The organism is Sphingomonas sp. HMP6 (genome assembly GCF_013374095.1).
Lineage (GTDB): Bacteria > Pseudomonadota > Alphaproteobacteria > Sphingomonadales > Sphingomonadaceae > Sphingomonas.
The window spans coordinates 3553923-3572048 of the sequence record NZ_AP022672.1; the positions used below are offsets into that span (position 1 = coordinate 3553923).

An 18126-nucleotide genomic window follows, 5' to 3' on the forward strand; every position below is an offset into this window, starting at 1 on the left:
GATGAAGATGATCCGCTTTCCCGACGGCATCGAGGTGCCCGCGCTTGGCCAGGGCACTTGGATGATGGCCGAGCGCGCCGACCGCCGCGCGGAAGAGATTGCGGCGCTCCGTGCCGGGATCGCGCTCGGCATGACCCTCGTCGACACCGCAGAAATGTACGCCAACGGCGCATGCGAGCGGCTGGTCGGCGAGGCGATTGCCGAGGTCCGCGACCAAGTGTTTCTCGTCAGCAAAGCGTATCCGCACAATGCGTCTCGTGAGCGTTTACCCCGCGCCTGCGATGCGAGCCTAGCGCGTCTTCGCACCGACCGGGTCGATCTTTACCTCCTCCACTGGCGCGGCAGCGTCCCTTTTGCCGAGACGGTCGAGGCGATGGAGCGGCTGGTTGACGCTGGCAAGATCCTGCGTTGGGGCGTCAGCAACCTCGGCATCGACGCCATGGCCGAGCTGTTCGCCGCAGGCGGCGGTGCCTGCGCAACCGATCAGATTCTCTACAATCTGACCCGGCGCGGACCGGAGTACGACCTATTGCCTTGGCTCGCTGACCACGGCCTGCCGACCATGGCGTACAGCCCTGTCGAGCAGGGTCGGCTCCCCCACGAACGCGCGCTCGCCGACGTCGCTTTTGATCTTGGAGCGACGCCCGCGCAACTCGCTCTTGCGTGGCTGCTGGCGCGGGATGGCGTGATGGTCATCCCAAAGGCAGGTAGCAGCGCTCACGTGCAAGAAAACCGCGCCGCGGCGGATCTGATCCTTGCGCCCGAGACGATGGCCCGTCTTGACCTGGCGTTCCCGCGACCGACCGAGCCGGTCCCGTTGGAGATGCTGTAGCAACTCGCAATCCGCCCTGGCGCTTGGGCCGCTCGCTTATCGCCGACCTATCAACGAGTGTCTGGGCAAGAGCGATCCCGAACTCCGGGCCTGGAGCAGTTCGCAACGGACGCGGGGGGGGGGGGGGGCAAATCTAGAAGATGCGTTCCTAGTCTGTTGCGAGAAACCAATCGGATTGATGCGCCGGCCACACGGATAATGCGATGAATGCGGCGCTGTGCTTCGTGGCGGACGAAATTCATCGGCGGTTTCATGGGCCGGTGCTCGAAAAGCTCTCGCGCGACGCGCGGATCGCGCTGTTCGGCCATGAAATGGCGCAATACCGGCTCTGATCGATTAAACGCAGCGCATATTCATCTTCGCCATTTTCCGCTTGGTGATGGTGACCCCTACGGATACCGTTCTGAAATTCTAGGAACGATCATTACGTCCCAGCTACTTGATCTTGTTGCGAATACCTGAAAACAGTCGGGCCAGTGCGTCCCACAGTTTTCCGCTAAATCCGGATCAAAGTGTGGGACTTGATGTGGGACTTCATTGTGGAGTTTCAGATGGCGTTGACGACTCTCAAGGTCAAACATGCAGGCCCCGGCAGACATGCCGATATGCACGGTCTCTACCTCCTCGTTCGCGATAGCGGAGCGCGGTCCTGGGTGCTGCGGATGCAACACGCCGGGCGACGTCGCGATTTCGGCCTTGGACCTGCGCAAGACGTTCCTCTTGCGGATGCACGCATCCTCGCCGCGAACTTGCGCAAGGCCGTTCGCGCGGGCGAGGAGCCTGAATCGCGGCGTAGGGCAGGGCAAAGGTCTGCACCGACCTTCGAGAAAGTCACGCGCGATTGCTACGACACTATGAAAGGTGGTTGGAAGGACCAGCGTCACGTTTCCTGGATATCGAGCTTCGAGCGGCACGTCTTTCCGCTCATCGGTGGCAGAGCCGTGACCGCGATCGACAGCGCAGCGGTCCTCACCGTGTTGGAGCCGATCTGGCTTACGGTCCCGGACACCGCAAAGCGAGTGCTGCAAAGGATCGGTACGGTGCTGGACTACGCGCACATCAAAGGGTTCGTGCCGGAGGAGGTTTCGCTTAGATCCGTTACACGCGGCCTCCCGCGGCAGACGCATCAGGTGACCCATCGCGCGGCGATGCCGCATGAAGATGCGCCCGCGTTCATGAAGGCCCTGCTGGCGCTGCCTTCGACCTTGGGTCGCGATGCGCTGCAGCTCACGATCCTGACCGCGGTGCGATCCAACGAGACCCGCAAGGCAGTTTGGGGCGAGTTCGACCTCGACAAGGCGACATGGTCGATCCCGGCATCCCGCATGAAGATGAAGGAAGCGCATGTCGTGCCACTGGCACCTGCGGCTGTTAAGCTTCTAAGAGCCTTGCGCCAACGCCACCTTGAACTGCACGGAGCGGTGAAGCCGGAGCGCCTGTTGTTCAGTTCGCGTCGCGACAAGCCGATCAGCGACATGACGATGCTCAAAGTTCTGCGCGACATGAAGATCACGGACGCGACGGTGCACGGCTTCCGTAGCACCTTCACCGACTGGGTAGCCGAATGCACCGACGTTTCGAAGGAGGTCGCCGACAAGGCGCTGGCGCACCAGATCGCAAATGCGGTCGAAGCGGCTTATCGGCGCACCGATTTCTTCGACCGGCGACGCGTGCTTATGAGCGAGTGGGCACACTTTCTGGGAGCTTGAGGCTGTCGCGGCTTGTGGGCCGATCCCGTCTGACCGGTTCTGGCCATGACCAAGCAGAAAGCCAACCTCTGGTTCAGCCAGTGCAATTCGACCGCTTCCGACCCAGACATTGCCATTCCGGGAGCTCAGCGGTGATCCCGAAAGCCGACCGGCGGCTTTTCTTCGCCGCTAAGGATCGCACCGCCGCTGTCGCACGGCTTGGCCTGGTGGAAAGCGGACGTAGCCGTCAGCCGCCAGTCCAGACGCTGAACTTACTCGGCTCCGGCGTGGCAACGGTCGAAAGATGGATGACAGATCGCGGATTTAGACCTGACATCTTGATCAGAAAAAGATGAAGGTTCGGCGTTCCTGAGCAATCCGCGCCGATATTTACTTCGTAATCCGCTTCGGAGCAAGCAGCGAAGATTCCTGCATCTGTGTTCACCAGCAGGGCGACCTTTCGGTTTTTACGCTCGTCAAGGAACATTACGTCGAAAATTTCGAATGTGCTCACTGGTAGTGGGTCAAGACGCGCCAGCTCGTTCGCAAGATCGCGTTCCATAGGAGAACCATCGGCCATCAGGCGCATGTTAAATAACTCACGAAACCTTTCTTTGTCACGCTGCCACCATGCTTCAAATAACCTCTGCACCTGCTGGTTTTCTAGGCCCGCAGCACGTGGCGACTTGAGCGCATACGAACAGGCATTAGCGGGCGTCGAGAATAAAGCTGGCAAAGTTGCTGCCAAAGCGAGAAGGCTTCTGCGATCCATCGAGGTAGGATGGATGACGGTTTGAATGTCCGCAAGTGGGCGGCAACGGTCGGGCCGCTTTCCTGCCCGAAACCTTCCGGTTGGCTTTCGGGCGGACCGACGCGGCGGAAATGATCCGAACGGCGTCAGGTGGTGGAAAGCAGACCGGCAACTTTCGGGCTCCGAATGCCTGAAGTCCCCTTCCGCTGCCGGATTTCCTTTTTTATCCGCGCTGCACACTGGGGGTGTGAGGGTCGCAGGTTCGAATCCTGTCGCTCTGACCAACTTTCTAAATAGTTACAGTTACTTAGGTGACATTCGGAAAGTGCTTGCGGTTTCGCATTTGTCGCCCATATCCGCTGGCTTCTAGCCCCTGATTGCCGAGGGCAATGTTGGCGCGTTAGGATCTACGCAGGCTCACGCGATAATGGTAGAGCCCGAGCTGCTCTACCACGGCAAAGTCACCGACCCGCGCGTCATGGCGTGCGAAAAACGCGCGGGCCAAAGACCGGTCCCGGAAAAACTTTTTCGAACCATCGAGGTCCGTCATCGTCGGAGCACCGCCGCCATAGTCGACCGCCACCTGTCGTGGCGCGATAGCGCCCTTATTGGACCCGCCGATGGCATCGGCAGGGAAGCGATCGAAAAATCCGCGCAGGTAAATATGCGAATTGTCGATATTGCCTTGTGTGAGCTCCACCTCGCCGAGGACAAGTGCTCCGGCCCTCGCTTGCGCCACCGCTGGCGCCGCTGCTATTGTTGGTGCGGAAATCACGGCTGCGCGAACCGGGGCAGGCACTGCCATCTTGGGTGGCGCGCTTACGGGTATCACCTGACCAACCTGCTCGGCCAGCAGCACAACCTGTGCCGCAGCCCGCGCGTCCTCGCCAGCATCGTGGTGGTCAAAGCTCAGCGACAGGACCGTTTTCAGATTGGCAAGGCCATGGCCGCCGTTGCCTTCCAGTTCCGGCCAAGCCTTGCGCGCGACCTGCACGCTGTCGCGCCAAGCCCAATCCGGCGACGACAGCCTGGCCTTCTGGCAAGCTGCGGTGATCGCGCTGCAATCGAAGCCGGAATGCTGATACACTGTCAGCCCTGCCAGCGCCCCGCGCAACACCTTCATCACCTCGGCAAACAGCGGGGCGCCCGCGACCGTTTTCGCGCTGATCCCATGCAGATAAGTGAAGCGCCATTCCTGCACCTGCGGGTCGACATGGGCCTTCCAGGTGACAATCGTATTGTCGGGACGCACGCAGGCGACACCGATCTGGCAGATGCTTCCCCGGTCGTTGTTGGCGGTTTCGACATCGAGCGCGACAAACCGGAACGGGCCTTGGGGGAAGCGCAGCACATTGGGGCCTTGGCCGCTTACAGCAGCCAGCGCAGTTTGCGCGACCGGCATTCGGCCGCTGGCGGCATTCAAGCACTGTCGCTGGCGTTCCAGCGCAGCCTTTTCCCGATCCCCCCAACCCAGATGGCGGATGGTCTCGTCGACCAGATCGACCGGCTCGTCATATACGGCGGTCTTGCGCGCGTTCCACGCGGTGGCCTCTGCCGGCGCAATGCGGATCACCTCGGCTTCGAGGCCAACAATGTCGGCGCTGTCGGGCAAGACAACCCAGACCGCGCGGCAATGCCGGGCGATGAAGGTGTTGCGCAACTTCTTGGCGATGCCCCCATCGGCCTGGGTGGCCGGGTCAAGCCGCTGGCGCCACATTCTGCCCGTGTTGTACATGGTGGAGAAGTAGTGGCTGAGGTGTTCCGAGCCGGTCCGGTGCTTGGCGTGGATGCGGCTGTATAAGGATTGCCCAAGGGATTTGGTCGAGCCGATGTAGCGCAGATGGCCGAGATGGTCGACGAGGCCATAGAGCCCGCGCCCATCTCGAGGGGCGTCCTTGGTGTGGCGGTGCGGGGCGGCAAGCAGTTGATCCAGCAGGTCTTGGGCTGAGAATTCCATGATCGTCCTTGAATGCGGCGTGGCGCATGGCGTGTGTCACGCCAAGATGCGTGTGAGGGTGCCAGGACCGGCGCCGATGGTGTGTGGCGCCGGCGGGTGGATCAGTCCGGGCTCCAGATGTCGGTGAGATTGAGGATGAGACGGTCGGGGGCGGCGCGGAGCGCGGCGGCATAGCGACGCAGTTCGGCCCAACTCGGCAATTGCCGGGCAGCCCGCCGAGCAATGATCACTTGTTCGGCAGCGTCGAGATCCGGCGAGGGTTTGGTCGCTCGCGAGCGGATGTTCGCCAACGCCTCGTCCAAGGGGTGAGATTTGAACTCGTGGATCATCACCCAAGCCCATATTTCGGAAGAAGTCTCGCTCTGGCGCAAGGGGGCGAAATTCCGGCGGCTGGTGATCCAATCGAGCAGCGCATCATTGTCGATCTTTGACTTGACCAAACTCAGCCCGTCCCGGCTCATTGCATTGCGCACCGCAGTGACTGGCATGCCGGTCAGGGCACCAATTGCCTCGGTGGTCCCGAGCTCGACATTGTCATCTACGTAAAAGCACCCATCGGCGATGCGCCAGCGGTTGTAGGCGGCCAGAACTGTCCGGTTGAGCGAGCTTCCCTCCCGGTCGAGCGGTGAGCCATAGCGGCGGGAAAAACGCACCATAGAGCCACGCAGGATCTGCTCAAGTTCGTCTGCTTCATCGAGGTCGAGCGCTTCGCAAGGCCAAGGGCGAAACGCGCTTTCATAGGCGCGTCGGGCGATACGGGTGATGTTGAAAGCGTCAAGATTAAGCTTCTCGCCAATCTTTTTGTGATTGTAATCCGAAAAGTCTTCGACCTCAAAGCCGAGAAAAGCCGTCGCCGCTGCGATGCCGGCGATCCGTTCAAGGTCTGCCGCTTGTGAGACGAGGTGTTCGCGTAGATCTTCCATCATTGCCTGGAGCGTGAAGGGGGGGGCGGGCATGGTGTAGGTCCATAGGTCGTCAAAGTGGTCGACCGGGGCATCGACGAACTGCAGCGAAGCGGGAGACACCAGACTGGCTGGTGAGCGGCCATCCGACATGCGGATGGGGTAGCCTCTGTGTACAAGCTCGAGCGCTTCGCTGTAGCTGGAAACGAGGACGGCATTGTCCTTGTGGTGACGCTGGGCGCCATGAGCCGCGTCGGCCAGCACAAACATGCCGTTCTGGCTCGGGTCGCGGTCGCGCTGACGCCAGGGGCGTTCGATCGCTCCGGTGATCGGGTTGGTGCGCAGGATCTGAGTGAAAAAGCTGGGAATGGCGGGTCTCCCTGGAAAGATTAGTGCTGGCGTGCAGCGGTAACGATGGTGCCGTTGTCGGCGACGATGACATAGGCGTTGCGGTAGCGACCGAGTTGCGCGGCCCCCGGCCCCAAGATGCGGGTGGCCTCGGCCCAGCTGTCGGCATCGAAGCTGTGCTTGTAGCAGTCGCCGCCAGCCCACATGCACTCGGTCAGCGAGAGCAGCAGATCCACGACATAGCCAGGGATCGAGCGCTGTTGCATGCGGATGATGGCGTGGGAGCTGAAATGGTAGCACTTGGGGATCGCTGAAAATGTCTGCATGATGGCCTCCTGGCTTGATGGTTGTGATATAAAGCCAATTAATAAGGCGTGTCAATATGAAAATAAACAAACATACGAGGTATGTGGATCGTTTCAGAATTCAGGGTAAGCCACTGGGGATCTGGCAGGCGGGGCTGACCCGAGAGCAAACCTGCGGGCGCCGGCATTGGCCTCAGATGCCATCATTCCGGCGCTGATGAAGGGCCTCGGGTTTGCCGGAGGGATCCGCTGTTGAGTCACTGAGGAGCTAGGGTTCCCTTTCCACGATCACGAAAGAGTGTCTGAAAGTCGCCTTTGAGGTCGGGCTGCGCCCACGTTGATAAGAAAGCTTCGAACGTCTGCTCCTTCCAAGTGCCAACGTTCAGCAGGTGTTTCGGAAACGGCGGGAAAGTCCCAAACGTCACTATTCGTCGAAGTAAGACAAGCGACGAACGAACGGCAAATTTCAGGAGCCCAATATTCTGGCCCGAACGACTGGGATTGGGCGCAAGCAGTCTGTCCGCTTTGAGAACGAGGCGGGAGTCGAACCACTTATTGCGACGCCGGTTGCGGGCCATAACTCTTCACGAAGGTCACAAGGTCGATTTCTCCCCACTTGCGATGCCGCTCCGTGTCGAAGCTGATTGACGTTGCTACCGGTTGAAAGGGCTGTATTTTTACGGTGCCGGTGGGGTGGCAACACCCGGCTCGTGAGAAGGCTCTTGGGACACCGGCACCGTTCGCCCATGCAAGCCGCTTTGGGAATACTTTTTCGGTTCGATGGCCAATCCGACGTTCAACCTTTCCGCATTTGCTGAGAAGCTCATCGCTGAGAAGCGGAAGCTCAACCTTGCGTGGAAAATTAAGAATGCGGTTGGGCTTCAGTCGATAGCCGTCGATCTCAAAATGGCCGTTGAGGCGTGTGACGGGCTGCTTTTTTCGCTCGATAACAAGTGACGTGACCCCCGTCTTTCATCCAGCGGCAGCCAGAGACCGACCGTTGTTGTCGCGCAGGAGCGCGGGCGAAGCAACGGGCGGGTTTAAACCCGCCCGTTGCTTTTCGAGGTCGGCGGCAAAGGCCGCCGGTGTGGCGTAGCCGAGCGAGGAATGTGGCCGCTCGGTGTTGTAGTCATCGACCCAGCGCGCGAGGATCGAGCGCGCCTGGCGGACCGTGAAGAACAGCGTCTCGTTGAGCAGCTCGTCGCGCATGCGACCGTTGAAGCTCTCGACGAACCCGTTCTGCGTCGGCTTTCCCGGGGCGATATAGTGCCACTCGACGCAAGCATCGCCCGACCACGCGAGAACCGCGTTCGAGGTCAGTTCGGTCCCGTTGTCGCTGACGATCATCCTGGGCGCACCGCGCTCGGCGATCAGATCACCCAGCTCGCGCACCACCCGCTTGCCCGAGATCGACGTGTCGAGCACCGCTCGCAAACACTCGCGCGTCACGTCGTCGACGATGTTGAGGATGCGGAACCGCCGCCCCGTGGCCATCTGGTCGTGGACGAAGTCCAGGCTCCAGCGCTGGTTGGGCAGCGCCAACACGGGTGCCGGTGCCCGCGCACCGACGGCGCGCTTGCGGCCCTTTCGGCGTCGCACCGTCAGACCTTCCTCGCGGTAGAGCCGCTGGGTCTTCTTGCGGTTGATCGTCATGCCGTCGCGCCGCAGCAGGATATGCAGCCGCCGATAGCCGAACCGCCGGCGCTGCTGCGCCAACTCGCGCAGACGCGACCGCAGGTCGCCATCATCCGCCCGGCACGAGCGATACCGCATGCTTTTGCGATCCGCCCCGACGACAGCACACGCCCGCCGCTCGCTCATCCCCAGCGCCGTCTGGAGATGCGCGACCGCTTCCCGCTTCGCGGCAGGCGTTACCATTTTTTTGATAGCAGGTCCTTCAGACCCGCGTTGTCGAGCATCGTGTCCGCCAGCAACCGCTTGAGACGGGCGTTCTCCTCCTCGAGCGCCCGCAACCGCTTCGCATCGGACACCTCCAGACCGCCGAACTTGGCCTTCCACGCATAATAGGTCGCGCTGGACATCCCGTAGCGCCGGCACAGATCCGTCACCACCGCGCCAGCCTCGGCCTCTTTCAGGATGCCGATGATCTGCTCTTCCGAAAACTGCTTCCGCTTCATCTGTCCGTCCCTTCTTCCGGGGTCGGACTCTAGCTCCAACTGGAGGAAAAAACGGGGGTCACGTCACAAGATGGATCAACCCGCCGATTTTCGCGAGTCAAGCGAGGCGGCGCTTATGAACTTCATCATCCTGCTTTACGCCCGTGCTGCAAAAACATCATCCGACGAGCGCCAGCAATACGACCCGCGCGCCAGCCTCACCCCGGAAGAGTTGGTAGTTCACCAAGAGCTTTGCGACCTTCGAGATGCGGCGGTCGCTCACTACGGGACGGGAGGTTCATACGTCGGCAATTAGGTGCGTGAGCTTGCGATAATGGAGATCGGCGCGGGAGTAAGGGTTGGCGTAGTTTCGCGGCGGCAAATCATTGACCGACCGCTGATCGCGCGGGCGAAAGCCCAAATCCTTCGCGTCATCGAAATTGTCGATCCTATCGCGTCGGAAAGGATCAACGGCATTAGCGAAGCGCTCGATGCCGAATGCGAACTCGATTCAGAGTTCTATCGGGAGGTTCACGCCCATCCCCTAAATGTTGAACTGTTTCTCGGTGGCGCTGAGCAAGTGGTGCAGATGCAAAACACACCCAATGGTGGATCGGCGCGGGGCGCGTTCGGGCAAAACCGCTAGGGCATTGGGAGATCGAAAAGTGAAGATATTGAATGCCTTGCTCGCGGCAACCGTGCCGTCGATTGCCCTATCTCAGTCGGCTCTTGAACATTACGCGTGGCAAGACCCGTATCCACTGGTTCCGCTCGGCCGCACGGCACAGGCCATCACTGGACCGGTTCGCGTCCGTCCAAAAACGATCACTTTTGATAATAAAGTCGTGGCGGCGCGCCTTGTCGGCAAGGTTTGGCGCATGTGGGATGAGTCTGGTGAAAAGAGCACTGCGAGCATCTATGAGCTATCGAGCGATCCGGGCGTGCTCAGACATCGCAACACTCTTTGCGGGGCCGGGGTGAAGGCACGGTTTGTAGTGCTCTGGCAGAGCTATCAGAATGGCGTTGGCGGTGCGGTCAACATGGCGGTGTGGTCTTCCGCGACAAAGCCAGAAGACAAAGACAGTCCCGGCTTGTGCGGCACGTATTCTTACGAGTGGAAGGTCCGTTAGCCGCTTTCATTGCGCAGTCTTGCTCGCTCGAAATTGAGGAAGGTCTAACCGTTGCGCAGGTGCTTTACCAATTCCCCCAGGCGCGTTCGAGCGCCGTCCATTCGGGAAAGGTCAGGGGTCGTAAGGGGGTGTACCGCGCGGATCCGCTCCGGCCGTCCGTGGCCGACGTTGCAGCGGAAGTGTCGGCTCATGACATCGACGTGATCGTTCCGGCCGTGGCAGCAAAACCAGCGCTGCGCGCGTTGCGCTAACACCACGCCCCGGTGGTCGCACGCGCGGCAGTCAGCTGCACATTGGCATTCTGGTGAATGAAATTCCCTAGCTTGAGCAGCCGTATGGTCGCGCCCATGCCATTACAGCGCAAGCGGCAACTGGTCGGGATCGGCTTCGACGGGTGGGTTGGCGATGCGCTTCGCGATGCTCGCCGCAAGTTCGTTCAACGCCTGTTCGCGCAAGCGTTCGTCGCCAAAGGTGAGGCCGACACGCGCCCATCCCGGACTGAGCATCAGGCCCTCGCGCGCCAGGTTTTCGAGATCGTTGGGCGAATCGGAGAGATGCTGTGCCATATCGGCGTGTGGAACATATGCGGAACGAATGGCAAGATATGTTCGGCGCCGCGTCGCATATGGCGTCGGAGCTCGGCCCTTGAGAACGGCATGTGATCGGCGGGCCGTTAGCGAAATCAGGTTTCGTCCGGGCAGGTGTAGTGAATCGGGTTTCGAAGCCACGCTGTTACAGCCGACTCGCGCCATCCCGCACAGCGCGTGCTGATCGCGATCTGCTTGGGAAAGCTTCCATCCTTGATTTTCCGGTACAATGTCGATCGGCTGAGGCCCGTACGATCGAGTACGGTCGGTAGTCGGAGAATTCTGTCAACAAAGTCCGACATGGCTCGCTCCTGCATTCGCTGGCAGATGAGGCTCGGGCAAGCCATCAAAGGGAGCAAGGCCAAAGGCCTTCGATCCAACTAAAGGATAAAGAAACAAGCTGTGGAGTAGTCGGAATGTTACCTGTATTGCGCCAGACCACGTCCGGCGAGGTTCAAACGGCTCGCCGGGTGTTGAGAACGTCTTGGGAAAACGCGTCGGAACCTTTGGGGCTAACCCTTGGACATTCGAACCGACCACCCGGCGGACTGACGACATAGTACCAATTTTTCGGGCTTCGCTCCAGTAAGGGGACGTAGTCTGGCTACGATTTCTTGTTCGGAGTCGAAGCCCACCGCCGCTTGGCGGAACGCTAACGTCTGACGGGATATGGCTCGAACTCACTATTAGTCTGCCACATCGTCAGCATGACTATCGCTAATTTTCGGCCTACCGCCATCCGGGCTCGCCCGTAGCCTGCCCGCTTCGCCAACTCGCTGCCCCAGTCACTCAGCGCACAGCGTTGAGCGGCCCGCGACAACATTACGCCAGCGGAAATCACCAGATGCGTCCTCGTAAGCCGATCACCCGCCCGGCTAATACTGGATGCGAAGAACCTTCCCGGACTGTTTCAATGTTGGCACCATGCCCAGATAGGGGCCAACGTCCGCAGGCCGGTGGAAGCGCGAGGGTTCGTCGATCGCCGAATAGAATGACAGCGCACAGATCGGGCCAACACCGGGAATTTTGAGGAAGCGGCTAGTGATGGGGTTACCCTCGGCCCGTCTTTTCAGATCCTTGTCCGCCTGTCGGATGCTCAGGTGCAACTGTGCGCACAGCTCAATCAGGGGACGTAGCGTGCGCGCCGCCTCAGACATGCCGGTTTGCCCCAAGGCCTTAATCTCAGCCTCAACTTTGGTACCCATAGCGAGGCCAACGCCTAGCTGCTTGATGGTGCTGCCATAGTTGCGCAACATCGCACGAAGGCAGTTCCGGTTTGCGGCGAGCAGCCAGACTAGGCGGTGTCGAAGGGCAAGCTCGGTTCTAATTTGCTGAGCCTCCTGTCCGCGAACGTGTACGGCCAAACGGGGTACACCCCCTAACCGTGCGATCTCCGCTATGCCGCGCGCGTCGTTGATGTCCGTCTTATGACATCGAACCGCGAGCACTTTGCTCGTTTTACGCGAGTCAAAAACGGAGACGGGAAAGCCCAACTTGGCGAGGCGAGGGGGCAGCGTCGGCGAGGCGCCTGTCTCCAACGCGACCGCCGCAATGTTGGTGAGTGGAAACATGGCGAGGGATTTAGCGATGTCGTCAGCTGTCGATCCCGACGGACATTCAAGTACGGGCAGCCCGGTATGATCTAGCACGCACACTGCTGTGCTAACTTCGCCGACATCGAGTCCAACCCAAAACTTCGAGGTCATCGCGCACCTCATTTATGTTTGCGTCGGCGGCCCTAATTTGGGTGCCAGGTCGCGGAGCGCCTGCAACGAGGTTTCGGGGTCCGCCGACGAATGGATAATGTCTAATTTGCACCGAGTCTGAATTCGCAAAGCGGTGAGCCGCCCCATAGATGCGGTGCCGTGCAATCACTTGAGCCTCTCGATTTTCACGAAGCAATCCACTCGGGATGCGCCCCAAATATTCGTTCCGATGGCGACCCGTGCTTCGCACGGCCACGCTCTACGCCGCTGTGCGGCGCCGAGCCGCTTCGCGTCTCGTCCCTGCGGGTGACGATCGTTGACGCAGTCCGGATCTCCGATCCGGTTAGCTGACATCGCGCTTCGCGCGCTGGCGCTGGTTGCGGCCGCGGCCAAGGGGGTGGGCGTCGCTACCCTCTAGTCCCGCCGCGGCGTGCCGCAACCCGGCTGCGCCGGGCCCTCCGCTTCGCTGCGGCCCTGCGGGTGCGGCCCGCCTCCGTCGGCGGGACTGCCGGTTCGCTCCTTGCCGCCCACCCCCTTTTCCGGGGCCGTGTGCGTTTTAGGAAGGAGGAAGAAAGATGAGGTGGAGGTTCTGGCGTCGGCTCCCTCGTGTGAGGCCCGAAGTGGCCCGGCTGGAGCGAAAGCTGTGGCGGATGGATTCCGTCACGCGGGAGGTCTTCTTGCTGCATCGGCTGGATAGCCTTGGCTATCGCGAGATCGCCGAGCGCTTGGAGATCGACGTGGCGGAGGTGGAGCGTCGCATGGCCAGCGCCTTGGTCCATCTCGTTGAAGCGAGCGAGGCCGACTGATCCATTCGCGGACGCGATAGGCCTTGCCTTCGCATCCGCGAATGCCGCAGGTTCCGCAGCAATGTTGCGCACGTCCCTCGATCATCTTCCCGCCTCTCGGCAGCGCGAGCTTGCCCATGTCGCGCGCGTATTGTGCGAGGAGTTCGAGGCCGCGCACGCGATCGGCACCAAGGACTGGAAGAAGGCGCGGCGCATCTTCAAAATCGTGCTCTACGGCTCGTTCGCGCGCGGCGACTGGGTCGATGATCCGGTTGGCGGCTATCAGTCCGATTATGACATCCTGATCGTCGTCAATGACGAGCGCCTGACCGAATTCGAATATTGGTCGGCCGCCGAGGACCGGCTGATGCGCGATACGACCATCACCAAAGCGCTTAGTGCGCCGGTCAACTTCATCGTCCATTCGCTGACCGACGTGAACGCCCAGCTTGAGAAGGGTCGACCGTTCTTCGTCGATATCGTAAGCCAGGGGATCGCGTTGTGCGAGGCCGAGGGGTTCCCGTTCGCGCAGTCCCGCGACTTGCCGTCGGAAGAGGCGAGGGCGGAGGCGGAGAAGCACTTTGAGAAGTGGTTTCCGAGCGCCGAGGCATTTCTGCGGATGGGGGAGGGGGCGCGCGCAGCGGGCGACCGAAACGAGGCCGCATTCGTGCTCCATCAGAGCGCCGAGCGCTTCTATCATTGCGCGCTGCTCGTGCTGACCCTCTACAGTCCAAAATCGCACAAGCTAAATTTCCTTCGTTCGCATGCCGAGGAAATCGCGCCTGAGTTGATCGAGGCGTGGCCCCGCAGCGATAAGTTCAGCCGACGCTGCTTCGAGCTTTTGCGGCAGGCCTACGTGAACGCCCGCTACTCGAAACATTATGAAATCAGCGACGGCGAACTGCGCTGGCTCGGCGAGCGGGTCGCGGCGCTGCAGCAGCTGGTCAAAGCTGTTTGTGACCGTCGCCTTGCGCCGCGCCACTGAAGCCACGCGGCGCCAGCACCCTTAGCCAGACTTTGCAGTGCGTGGGCCGCGCTTCGGCTTTTCCGCTAGCGCGCTTGCCGCAGCTTTCGCCGCGCGCCCCTTGCTGCCGAGGCCGATTTTGAGCGCCATTGCGCGCCGCTGCTCGGAATAGCTTTCGGCCACCATTGGGTAGTCGGGTCGCAGATTGTAGCGCTCGCGATACTGTTCAGGCGTCAGCCCGTGGCCAGACAGGTGACGGCGCAAGGTCCGGTACGGTCTTCCATCGATCATCGAAATGATGTGGTCTTTCGAGGCTAGCGATTTGCGCGCCGAGACTGCGGGTGTGTAGCCTTCCGAACCTGATGCATCTGGAGTTTCAATGAGCGCCGAGGCTTGCCCAGAGAGTTCGATCACGGTGGCGTGCATCGCGCGAAGAAACGCCGGCACGTCCTCCGCTGAGACGCGATTGTTCTGATTGCCGAGCCAGGCGATCGTAAGTTCAGTCGCGAGTTCGACGGCGTTCAAAGTGGGTTCGTCAGACATTAAAATCTCCGCTCATTGCCGGGCGATCATCTTATCGTGGTATACCTCGACGCCACATGATCCATAATGGATGTTTTGAGCGTGTCGAGTTCTGGGATTACTCAGGCAAACATGTCGTACCGATTAAAAGCGACGGCCCGTACCGTTTCACCTGCCAACGTCAGCTTTTGGTCCACCCTCAACATCCAACGACCGCCAGGTCGATACACCAGAGCCATGGAATTAATCTTGTTCCTAGGGCAGACGCGGTGACGATGATTGCATTGTCGGGCCGGTTGGCGAACGCGAAAATTCCTGGAAATCGGGGGGCAATTAAGAGGGCGAGATAAAAGCACCGCCAGCAGGCTGGGTGCATGTGGATGTTTTTAGTAGGAAAATACGGCTGGCCCCCCGCGTCCTCTGCCAGCCAATAAGCGAAATTAGTGAGGTTTTTCAATGCGCGAGGCGCTGGCACCGTTGCCGAATACGCGCTGGACTACTTCGCCGCCAGTGACTGCTCAGCGCTTCGATCTCGACCATCCACCGGCTGGAGCAAATATCCCGGAAGCCGCCATTCGTTCCGTTTGTCTCGATGAGTACGACGGGTGGCGAGCGGACCGTCTGCGTACGAGGTCATTTTGGGGGGAGAACGGACTGGCGGCTTTTGGGCGAGCGAAGGCGGTAAGCGGCCGTTCGTTCAGGGCGAGGCGGCTGGCAGTTATGCGCCCGAATCCTGCTATTGATTCCCCAACCCGCAGACCCCGAAAGCAGCCCTTCGGAAGCTGACCTGCTACCCGGCGTTCAAGCGATCCAGATTTGGCTCGGCGAAGCTCGCCTGATACCACCTAAACTTTAGCCAAGCGTATCCTCGCCCGCGGTGCACGCCCCAACCCGCGCGTTGCGCGTGTGAATCGTGGTCCTGAGGCTGCCCGTTCCCCCGCCTGGACGGTTGCTGGTCGTCACCAGGGTGAGATCGGTGAGCGTCGGGCTGATCGTGCCGACGATGGTCATTTCGCCATCCCCTTGGTCGACGCTGCGCATCGTCGCCTTGAAATCGACCTTGCCATCCTCGAACGAGGAACGCTGCACCTTCCATTCGGGCCCGAACTGGATCGCTTCCTGCAATCGCTTTTTGAAACTGTCATCGGAGACGGTTTTTGCTTCGAGGCACGCCGGCCCGCTGCCATTCTTCGTGCCGACCGCGGCCTTTCCGGCTTTGGCCATTTCGGCGATGTCGCCGGACATCCCGGTCGCGTCGAAAGCCAGAATTTCGCTCTCGAACGTCCAGCTTCCCGGTTGACGCTTGAGCAAGATCTCGGGTGCGGCGGACAGGCTCTTTTGCGCAGGGCCGCACCCATGCAGCACCGCTATGCAGACGGTGAGCGCCGCCAATCGGAAAGGCGTGATCATAGCTGCGTCTTTCTTTTGCAAGATAACGGGAAACCGAATTTTGGCATCAGCGCAGCAAGGTGACGTGGCCGACATAATTGTGCTTGCGGCCATAAAGCTCCAGCGTCGGCACTTCCCCAGCGCGCGGCGGAGCGCATTTGAAGCCGTTTGTCTTTGGGTCGCCCGATTTTGCGATAATCTGCGCGGGGCCAATGCGCGTAGGGGTAAGATCGAAATCAACGCTGACCTTCGGGCACACCCTATGGGCAAAATCGATCGGGTCCTTGAACGCGCCGCCCTTCGTCCGCTCCGCGACGATGAGCTGCGCCGCATCGGGCGTGGTGGTGGGGGCAAGACGGGCGATGTCGGCGGAGCTGCTAGCGTTCACGTCGATAAACCGCATCTTTGGCGCGACCGGATCGGCACGAACCGGCCCGCGGCCCGGCACGGCAACTAGCAGGCCGTCGCTGCCAAACAGCGCCTTCACGTCGAACGACACCGTCTGCTTCAGGGCGACGAAAAGATAGGGACACATTTCGGTCAGCGGTCGGCACAAATCCTTGGGCTTGCCGCCGCCCCCCAGGATCGTTTCTGCCCAGCGGTCCTTACCGTCGTCCGACGCCTGTGCCCGCGCAGTCAATATGCCGTCGGCCCCGACCTTGACGGCGACGGGACGCGATCCGTCGATCAGGCTGACCTCATACTCGCCCGGCTCCAGCCCGGCGAAGCGGACAATGCCGTTGTTGTCAGAGGGGGCGACAATCGGTGCATTGCCGGGCTTCTTTTTGACGACAAGACCAACCCCCGGAATGTTCGCAGCCGCCAGAGCCGGTGTGGCCATCACGCCAAAGCCGAGCACAGCGCCGGTCGCCGCGATCTGCACGGGGGAAAGGTTGGAAAGCCCCAGCGCGGCCAATGCAGCGGCGGCGATGATTGGCGAAGGTCTGCTTTTGAATCGTGTGCGATTCACGGGATGCTCCTCGTTGGAACGCTTGCTGCGCTACAGCCGGATGGGTGTGGCCCATAGGCCAGGCTGGGTTGTGTCCGCCTCGCCTGCGATTGTATAAAACAGGCGGTCAGTTCAGCTGAATGTACCCGTTCAGGCCGGTCGTATCGTTGTAGAAGCTGCCATTAGCGCCGACGCGGAAATCGATCGTGTTGCCCGCCTGAAGCTGCCGCACCACGTCGAACGGATTGCTTTGTGCCGGTCCGCTGGGCGCTGTCACGCTAAGCGCGTTTACCGGCGGTCCGCCGTTGAACGACAAGCTCGTCAGCGTGTTCGTACCGCCTGCGGTGATGTTCTCGGCCCAGAACCGTCCGACGATGTGATACTTGCCTGCCGCCGGGGCGGTAAAGCGCACCACGGCACATTGGTTGGCCGGTCCGGGGTGCATGGCCAAGCCCTGGGGGGAATACCGCAGCGGGCTTAGCTGGGTCGCGCCTTCGCTCTGGCTGACCATCGGCAGATCGCCCGTATTGCTGTCTGGGTTCGGCCCCATCGACCAGAGCGCGGCAGCGCGACCGGCGATATCGCCTGCATACTTCTTGAACCGGAAAGGAACGACGGGCCCACTACAATCCGGGTTCGCCGTATAGCCATAGGTCCAGACCTCGAACGGATTGGTCGCTGCGTTGATGTTGTTCGTTGGGTTGAATTGTCCGGCGATTTCCCACGAAGGAAGATAGGGGCCCAGCGGAACCGGCGGGCGCGGCGGCCTGCCTGGGGCGGTCAATTCCTCTCCTTCGCCGCCACTGTTTTCGGTAGCCATCATTCCCGGCGCCCGGGGATCGATCTGCACATTGCTGGAGGCATCCGGCCTGACCAATACCGGCTTGTTGTCCGGCCCCCCATGGCCTGCATTGCATTTCGAAATTGCCTGAACGCCGCTGGCAGCATTTCCCGTATTGTAGCCAAAGGACGTGCCATCTTTGCACTTGAGCTGCGCATTGAAGGCGCCGACATTTTGATCTGCCTTTGCAGATGTTGCGCAAATCGCCAGGGTTGTGGCGGCCGATGCGCATAATATCGATTTCAACATCACGATTTCCCTCTTCAAAAAGCAACGCAGAAAATCTGCCGTGCTGCCTGTCTCAAGCCTTCGGCTGAGTGGCGGATCAACTAGAGCCGCCCCGCTTCTTGCTG

21 protein-coding genes are annotated in these 18126 nt (G+C 60.8%); 9 read left to right on the top strand and 12 right to left on the bottom strand.

Annotated elements, in window-relative coordinates:
- Position 1 precedes the first annotated feature (1 nt).
- From HMP06_RS17385 to HMP06_RS17390, 3 genes are all read left to right on the top strand, one after another.
- A complete protein-coding gene (locus HMP06_RS17385; protein ID WP_176498225.1) occupies positions 2-832 on the top strand; it encodes an aldo/keto reductase in 831 nt (276 codons plus the stop codon).
- Between the two features lie 203 nt (positions 833-1035).
- Positions 1036-1164: a hypothetical protein gene (locus HMP06_RS18015; RefSeq protein WP_269473389.1), complete on the top strand. Its 129-nt coding sequence runs from the start codon at positions 1036-1038 to the stop codon at positions 1162-1164.
- A gap of 192 nt (positions 1165-1356) precedes the next feature.
- Positions 1357-2541, top strand: a complete 1185-nt coding sequence (locus tag HMP06_RS17390) for a tyrosine-type recombinase/integrase (protein ID WP_232089991.1) — start codon at positions 1357-1359, stop codon at positions 2539-2541.
- Between the two features lie 226 nt (positions 2542-2767).
- Here HMP06_RS17390 and HMP06_RS17395 read toward each other — a convergent pair whose 3' ends face one another.
- The 4 genes from HMP06_RS17395 to HMP06_RS17410 all read right to left on the bottom strand — a co-directional run bounded on the left by HMP06_RS17395 (position 2768) and on the right by HMP06_RS17410 (position 6804).
- Positions 2768-3292 carry a hypothetical protein gene (locus HMP06_RS17395; protein ID WP_176498226.1) on the bottom strand — a complete coding sequence of 175 codons (525 nt, stop codon included), beginning with the start codon at positions 3290-3292 and terminating at the stop codon, positions 2768-2770.
- A gap of 379 nt (positions 3293-3671) precedes the next feature.
- The gene (locus tag HMP06_RS17400; RefSeq protein WP_176498227.1) at positions 3672-5228 is read right to left on the bottom strand and encodes an exonuclease domain-containing protein; all 1557 of its coding nucleotides are present in this window, start codon (positions 5226-5228) and stop codon (positions 3672-3674) included.
- 101 nt (positions 5229-5329) lie between these two features.
- Positions 5330-6400: a hypothetical protein gene (locus HMP06_RS17405; RefSeq protein WP_176498228.1), complete on the bottom strand. Its 1071-nt coding sequence runs from the start codon at positions 6398-6400 to the stop codon at positions 5330-5332.
- Between the two features lie 119 nt (positions 6401-6519).
- A complete protein-coding gene (locus tag HMP06_RS17410) occupies positions 6520-6804 on the bottom strand; it encodes a hypothetical protein (protein WP_176498229.1) in 285 nt (94 codons plus the stop codon).
- A 759-nt stretch (positions 6805-7563) separates the two neighbouring features.
- Between HMP06_RS17410 and HMP06_RS17415 the strand changes: the two genes are divergently transcribed.
- On the top strand, positions 7564-7740 hold the full coding sequence (locus HMP06_RS17415) for a hypothetical protein (RefSeq protein WP_176498230.1): 177 nt from the start codon (positions 7564-7566) through the stop codon (positions 7738-7740).
- 15 nt (positions 7741-7755) lie between these two features.
- Here HMP06_RS17415 and HMP06_RS17420 read toward each other — a convergent pair.
- Positions 7756-8921, bottom strand: a protein-coding gene (locus HMP06_RS17420; protein WP_443026480.1) for an IS3 family transposase whose coding sequence is annotated in 2 segments (ribosomal slippage) — positions 7756-8669 and positions 8669-8921 — 1167 coding nt in all. Because the reading frame shifts where the segments join, the coding sequence is not laid out codon by codon here.
- 115 nt (positions 8922-9036) lie between these two features.
- On the opposite strand from HMP06_RS17420, the gene HMP06_RS17425 reads away from it, so the two are divergent.
- Genes HMP06_RS17425 through HMP06_RS17435 form a run of 3 tightly spaced genes read left to right on the top strand, consistent with a single transcriptional unit; the run spans position 9037 to position 10030 of the window.
- Positions 9037-9216 (top strand): hypothetical protein, encoded by a 180-nt coding sequence (locus HMP06_RS17425; protein ID WP_176498231.1) that lies wholly within the window; start codon positions 9037-9039, stop codon positions 9214-9216.
- 18 nt (positions 9217-9234) lie between these two features.
- Complete coding sequence (locus tag HMP06_RS17430) at positions 9235-9546, top strand: hypothetical protein (RefSeq protein WP_176498232.1); 312 nt, start codon at positions 9235-9237, stop codon at positions 9544-9546.
- A 19-nt stretch (positions 9547-9565) separates the two neighbouring features.
- Positions 9566-10030: a hypothetical protein gene (locus tag HMP06_RS17435; protein WP_176498233.1), complete on the top strand. Its 465-nt coding sequence runs from the start codon at positions 9566-9568 to the stop codon at positions 10028-10030.
- 353 nt (positions 10031-10383) lie between these two features.
- On the opposite strand, the gene HMP06_RS17440 is transcribed toward HMP06_RS17435, so the two are convergent.
- From HMP06_RS17440 to HMP06_RS17450, 3 genes are all read right to left on the bottom strand, one after another.
- Positions 10384-10596 carry a DUF6771 family protein gene (locus HMP06_RS17440; protein WP_176498234.1) on the bottom strand — a complete coding sequence of 71 codons (213 nt, stop codon included), beginning with the start codon at positions 10594-10596 and terminating at the stop codon, positions 10384-10386.
- Positions 10597-10712: 116 nt separating this feature from the next.
- Positions 10713-10934: a helix-turn-helix transcriptional regulator gene (locus tag HMP06_RS17445; protein ID WP_443026519.1), complete on the bottom strand. Its 222-nt coding sequence runs from the start codon at positions 10932-10934 to the stop codon at positions 10713-10715.
- Positions 10935-11492: 558 nt separating this feature from the next.
- Positions 11493-12335, bottom strand: a complete 843-nt coding sequence (locus tag HMP06_RS17450) for an IS110 family transposase (protein ID WP_332103016.1) — start codon at positions 12333-12335, stop codon at positions 11493-11495.
- Between the two features lie 563 nt (positions 12336-12898).
- Between HMP06_RS17450 and HMP06_RS17455 the strand changes: the two genes are divergently transcribed.
- Positions 12899-13129: a sigma factor-like helix-turn-helix DNA-binding protein gene (locus tag HMP06_RS17455; protein ID WP_176498236.1), complete on the top strand. Its 231-nt coding sequence runs from the start codon at positions 12899-12901 to the stop codon at positions 13127-13129.
- A gap of 64 nt (positions 13130-13193) precedes the next feature.
- Complete coding sequence (locus tag HMP06_RS17460; RefSeq protein WP_176498622.1) at positions 13194-14093, top strand: HEPN domain-containing protein; 900 nt, start codon at positions 13194-13196, stop codon at positions 14091-14093.
- Positions 14094-14114: 21 nt separating this feature from the next.
- Here the strand turns inward: HMP06_RS17460 and HMP06_RS17465 are convergent, their stop codons facing one another.
- The 4 genes from HMP06_RS17465 to HMP06_RS17480 form a co-directional block, all read right to left on the bottom strand.
- Complete coding sequence (locus tag HMP06_RS17465; RefSeq protein WP_176498237.1) at positions 14115-14615, bottom strand: MucR family transcriptional regulator; 501 nt, start codon at positions 14613-14615, stop codon at positions 14115-14117.
- 831 nt (positions 14616-15446) lie between these two features.
- Positions 15447-16004 (bottom strand): DUF3617 family protein, encoded by a 558-nt coding sequence (locus HMP06_RS17470; protein ID WP_176498238.1) that lies wholly within the window; start codon positions 16002-16004, stop codon positions 15447-15449.
- Positions 16005-16050: 46 nt separating this feature from the next.
- Complete coding sequence (locus tag HMP06_RS17475; protein ID WP_176498239.1) at positions 16051-16953, bottom strand: hypothetical protein; 903 nt, start codon at positions 16951-16953, stop codon at positions 16051-16053.
- Positions 16954-17059: 106 nt separating this feature from the next.
- A complete protein-coding gene (locus HMP06_RS17480) occupies positions 17060-18022 on the bottom strand; it encodes a hypothetical protein (protein ID WP_176498240.1) in 963 nt (320 codons plus the stop codon).
- Between the last annotated feature and the right edge of the window lie 104 nt (positions 18023-18126).

Coding starts and splice junctions, on each gene's coding strand:
- HMP06_RS17455 (WP_176498236.1), top strand. CDS start 12,899: ATGAGGTGGAGGTTCTGGCGTCGGCTCCCTCGTGTGAGGCCCGAAGTG.
- HMP06_RS17430 (WP_176498232.1), top strand. CDS start 9,235: ATGGAGATCGGCGCGGGAGTAAGGGTTGGCGTAGTTTCGCGGCGGCAA.
- HMP06_RS17415 (WP_176498230.1), top strand. CDS start 7,564: ATGGCCAATCCGACGTTCAACCTTTCCGCATTTGCTGAGAAGCTCATC.
- HMP06_RS17450 (WP_332103016.1), bottom strand. CDS start 12,335: ATGAGGTGCGCGATGACCTCGAAGTTTTGGGTTGGACTCGATGTCGGC.
- HMP06_RS17440 (WP_176498234.1), bottom strand. CDS start 10,596: ATGGCACAGCATCTCTCCGATTCGCCCAACGATCTCGAAAACCTGGCG.
- HMP06_RS17400 (WP_176498227.1), bottom strand. CDS start 5,228: ATGGAATTCTCAGCCCAAGACCTGCTGGATCAACTGCTTGCCGCCCCG.
- HMP06_RS17425 (WP_176498231.1), top strand. CDS start 9,037: ATGAACTTCATCATCCTGCTTTACGCCCGTGCTGCAAAAACATCATCC.
- HMP06_RS18015 (WP_269473389.1), top strand. CDS start 1,036: ATGAATGCGGCGCTGTGCTTCGTGGCGGACGAAATTCATCGGCGGTTT.
- HMP06_RS17405 (WP_176498228.1), bottom strand. CDS start 6,400: ATGTTTGTGCTGGCCGACGCGGCTCATGGCGCCCAGCGTCACCACAAG.
- HMP06_RS17445 (WP_443026519.1), bottom strand. CDS start 10,934: ATGCAGGAGCGAGCCATGTCGGACTTTGTTGACAGAATTCTCCGACTA.
- HMP06_RS17390 (WP_232089991.1), top strand. CDS start 1,357: ATGTGGGACTTCATTGTGGAGTTTCAGATGGCGTTGACGACTCTCAAG.
- HMP06_RS17385 (WP_176498225.1), top strand. CDS start 2: ATGAAGATGATCCGCTTTCCCGACGGCATCGAGGTGCCCGCGCTTGGC.
- HMP06_RS17410 (WP_176498229.1), bottom strand. CDS start 6,804: ATGCAGACATTTTCAGCGATCCCCAAGTGCTACCATTTCAGCTCCCAC.
- HMP06_RS17480 (WP_176498240.1), bottom strand. CDS start 18,022: ATGTTGAAATCGATATTATGCGCATCGGCCGCCACAACCCTGGCGATT.
- HMP06_RS17470 (WP_176498238.1), bottom strand. CDS start 16,004: ATGATCACGCCTTTCCGATTGGCGGCGCTCACCGTCTGCATAGCGGTG.
- HMP06_RS17465 (WP_176498237.1), bottom strand. CDS start 14,615: ATGTCTGACGAACCCACTTTGAACGCCGTCGAACTCGCGACTGAACTT.
- HMP06_RS17395 (WP_176498226.1), bottom strand. CDS start 3,292: ATGGATCGCAGAAGCCTTCTCGCTTTGGCAGCAACTTTGCCAGCTTTA.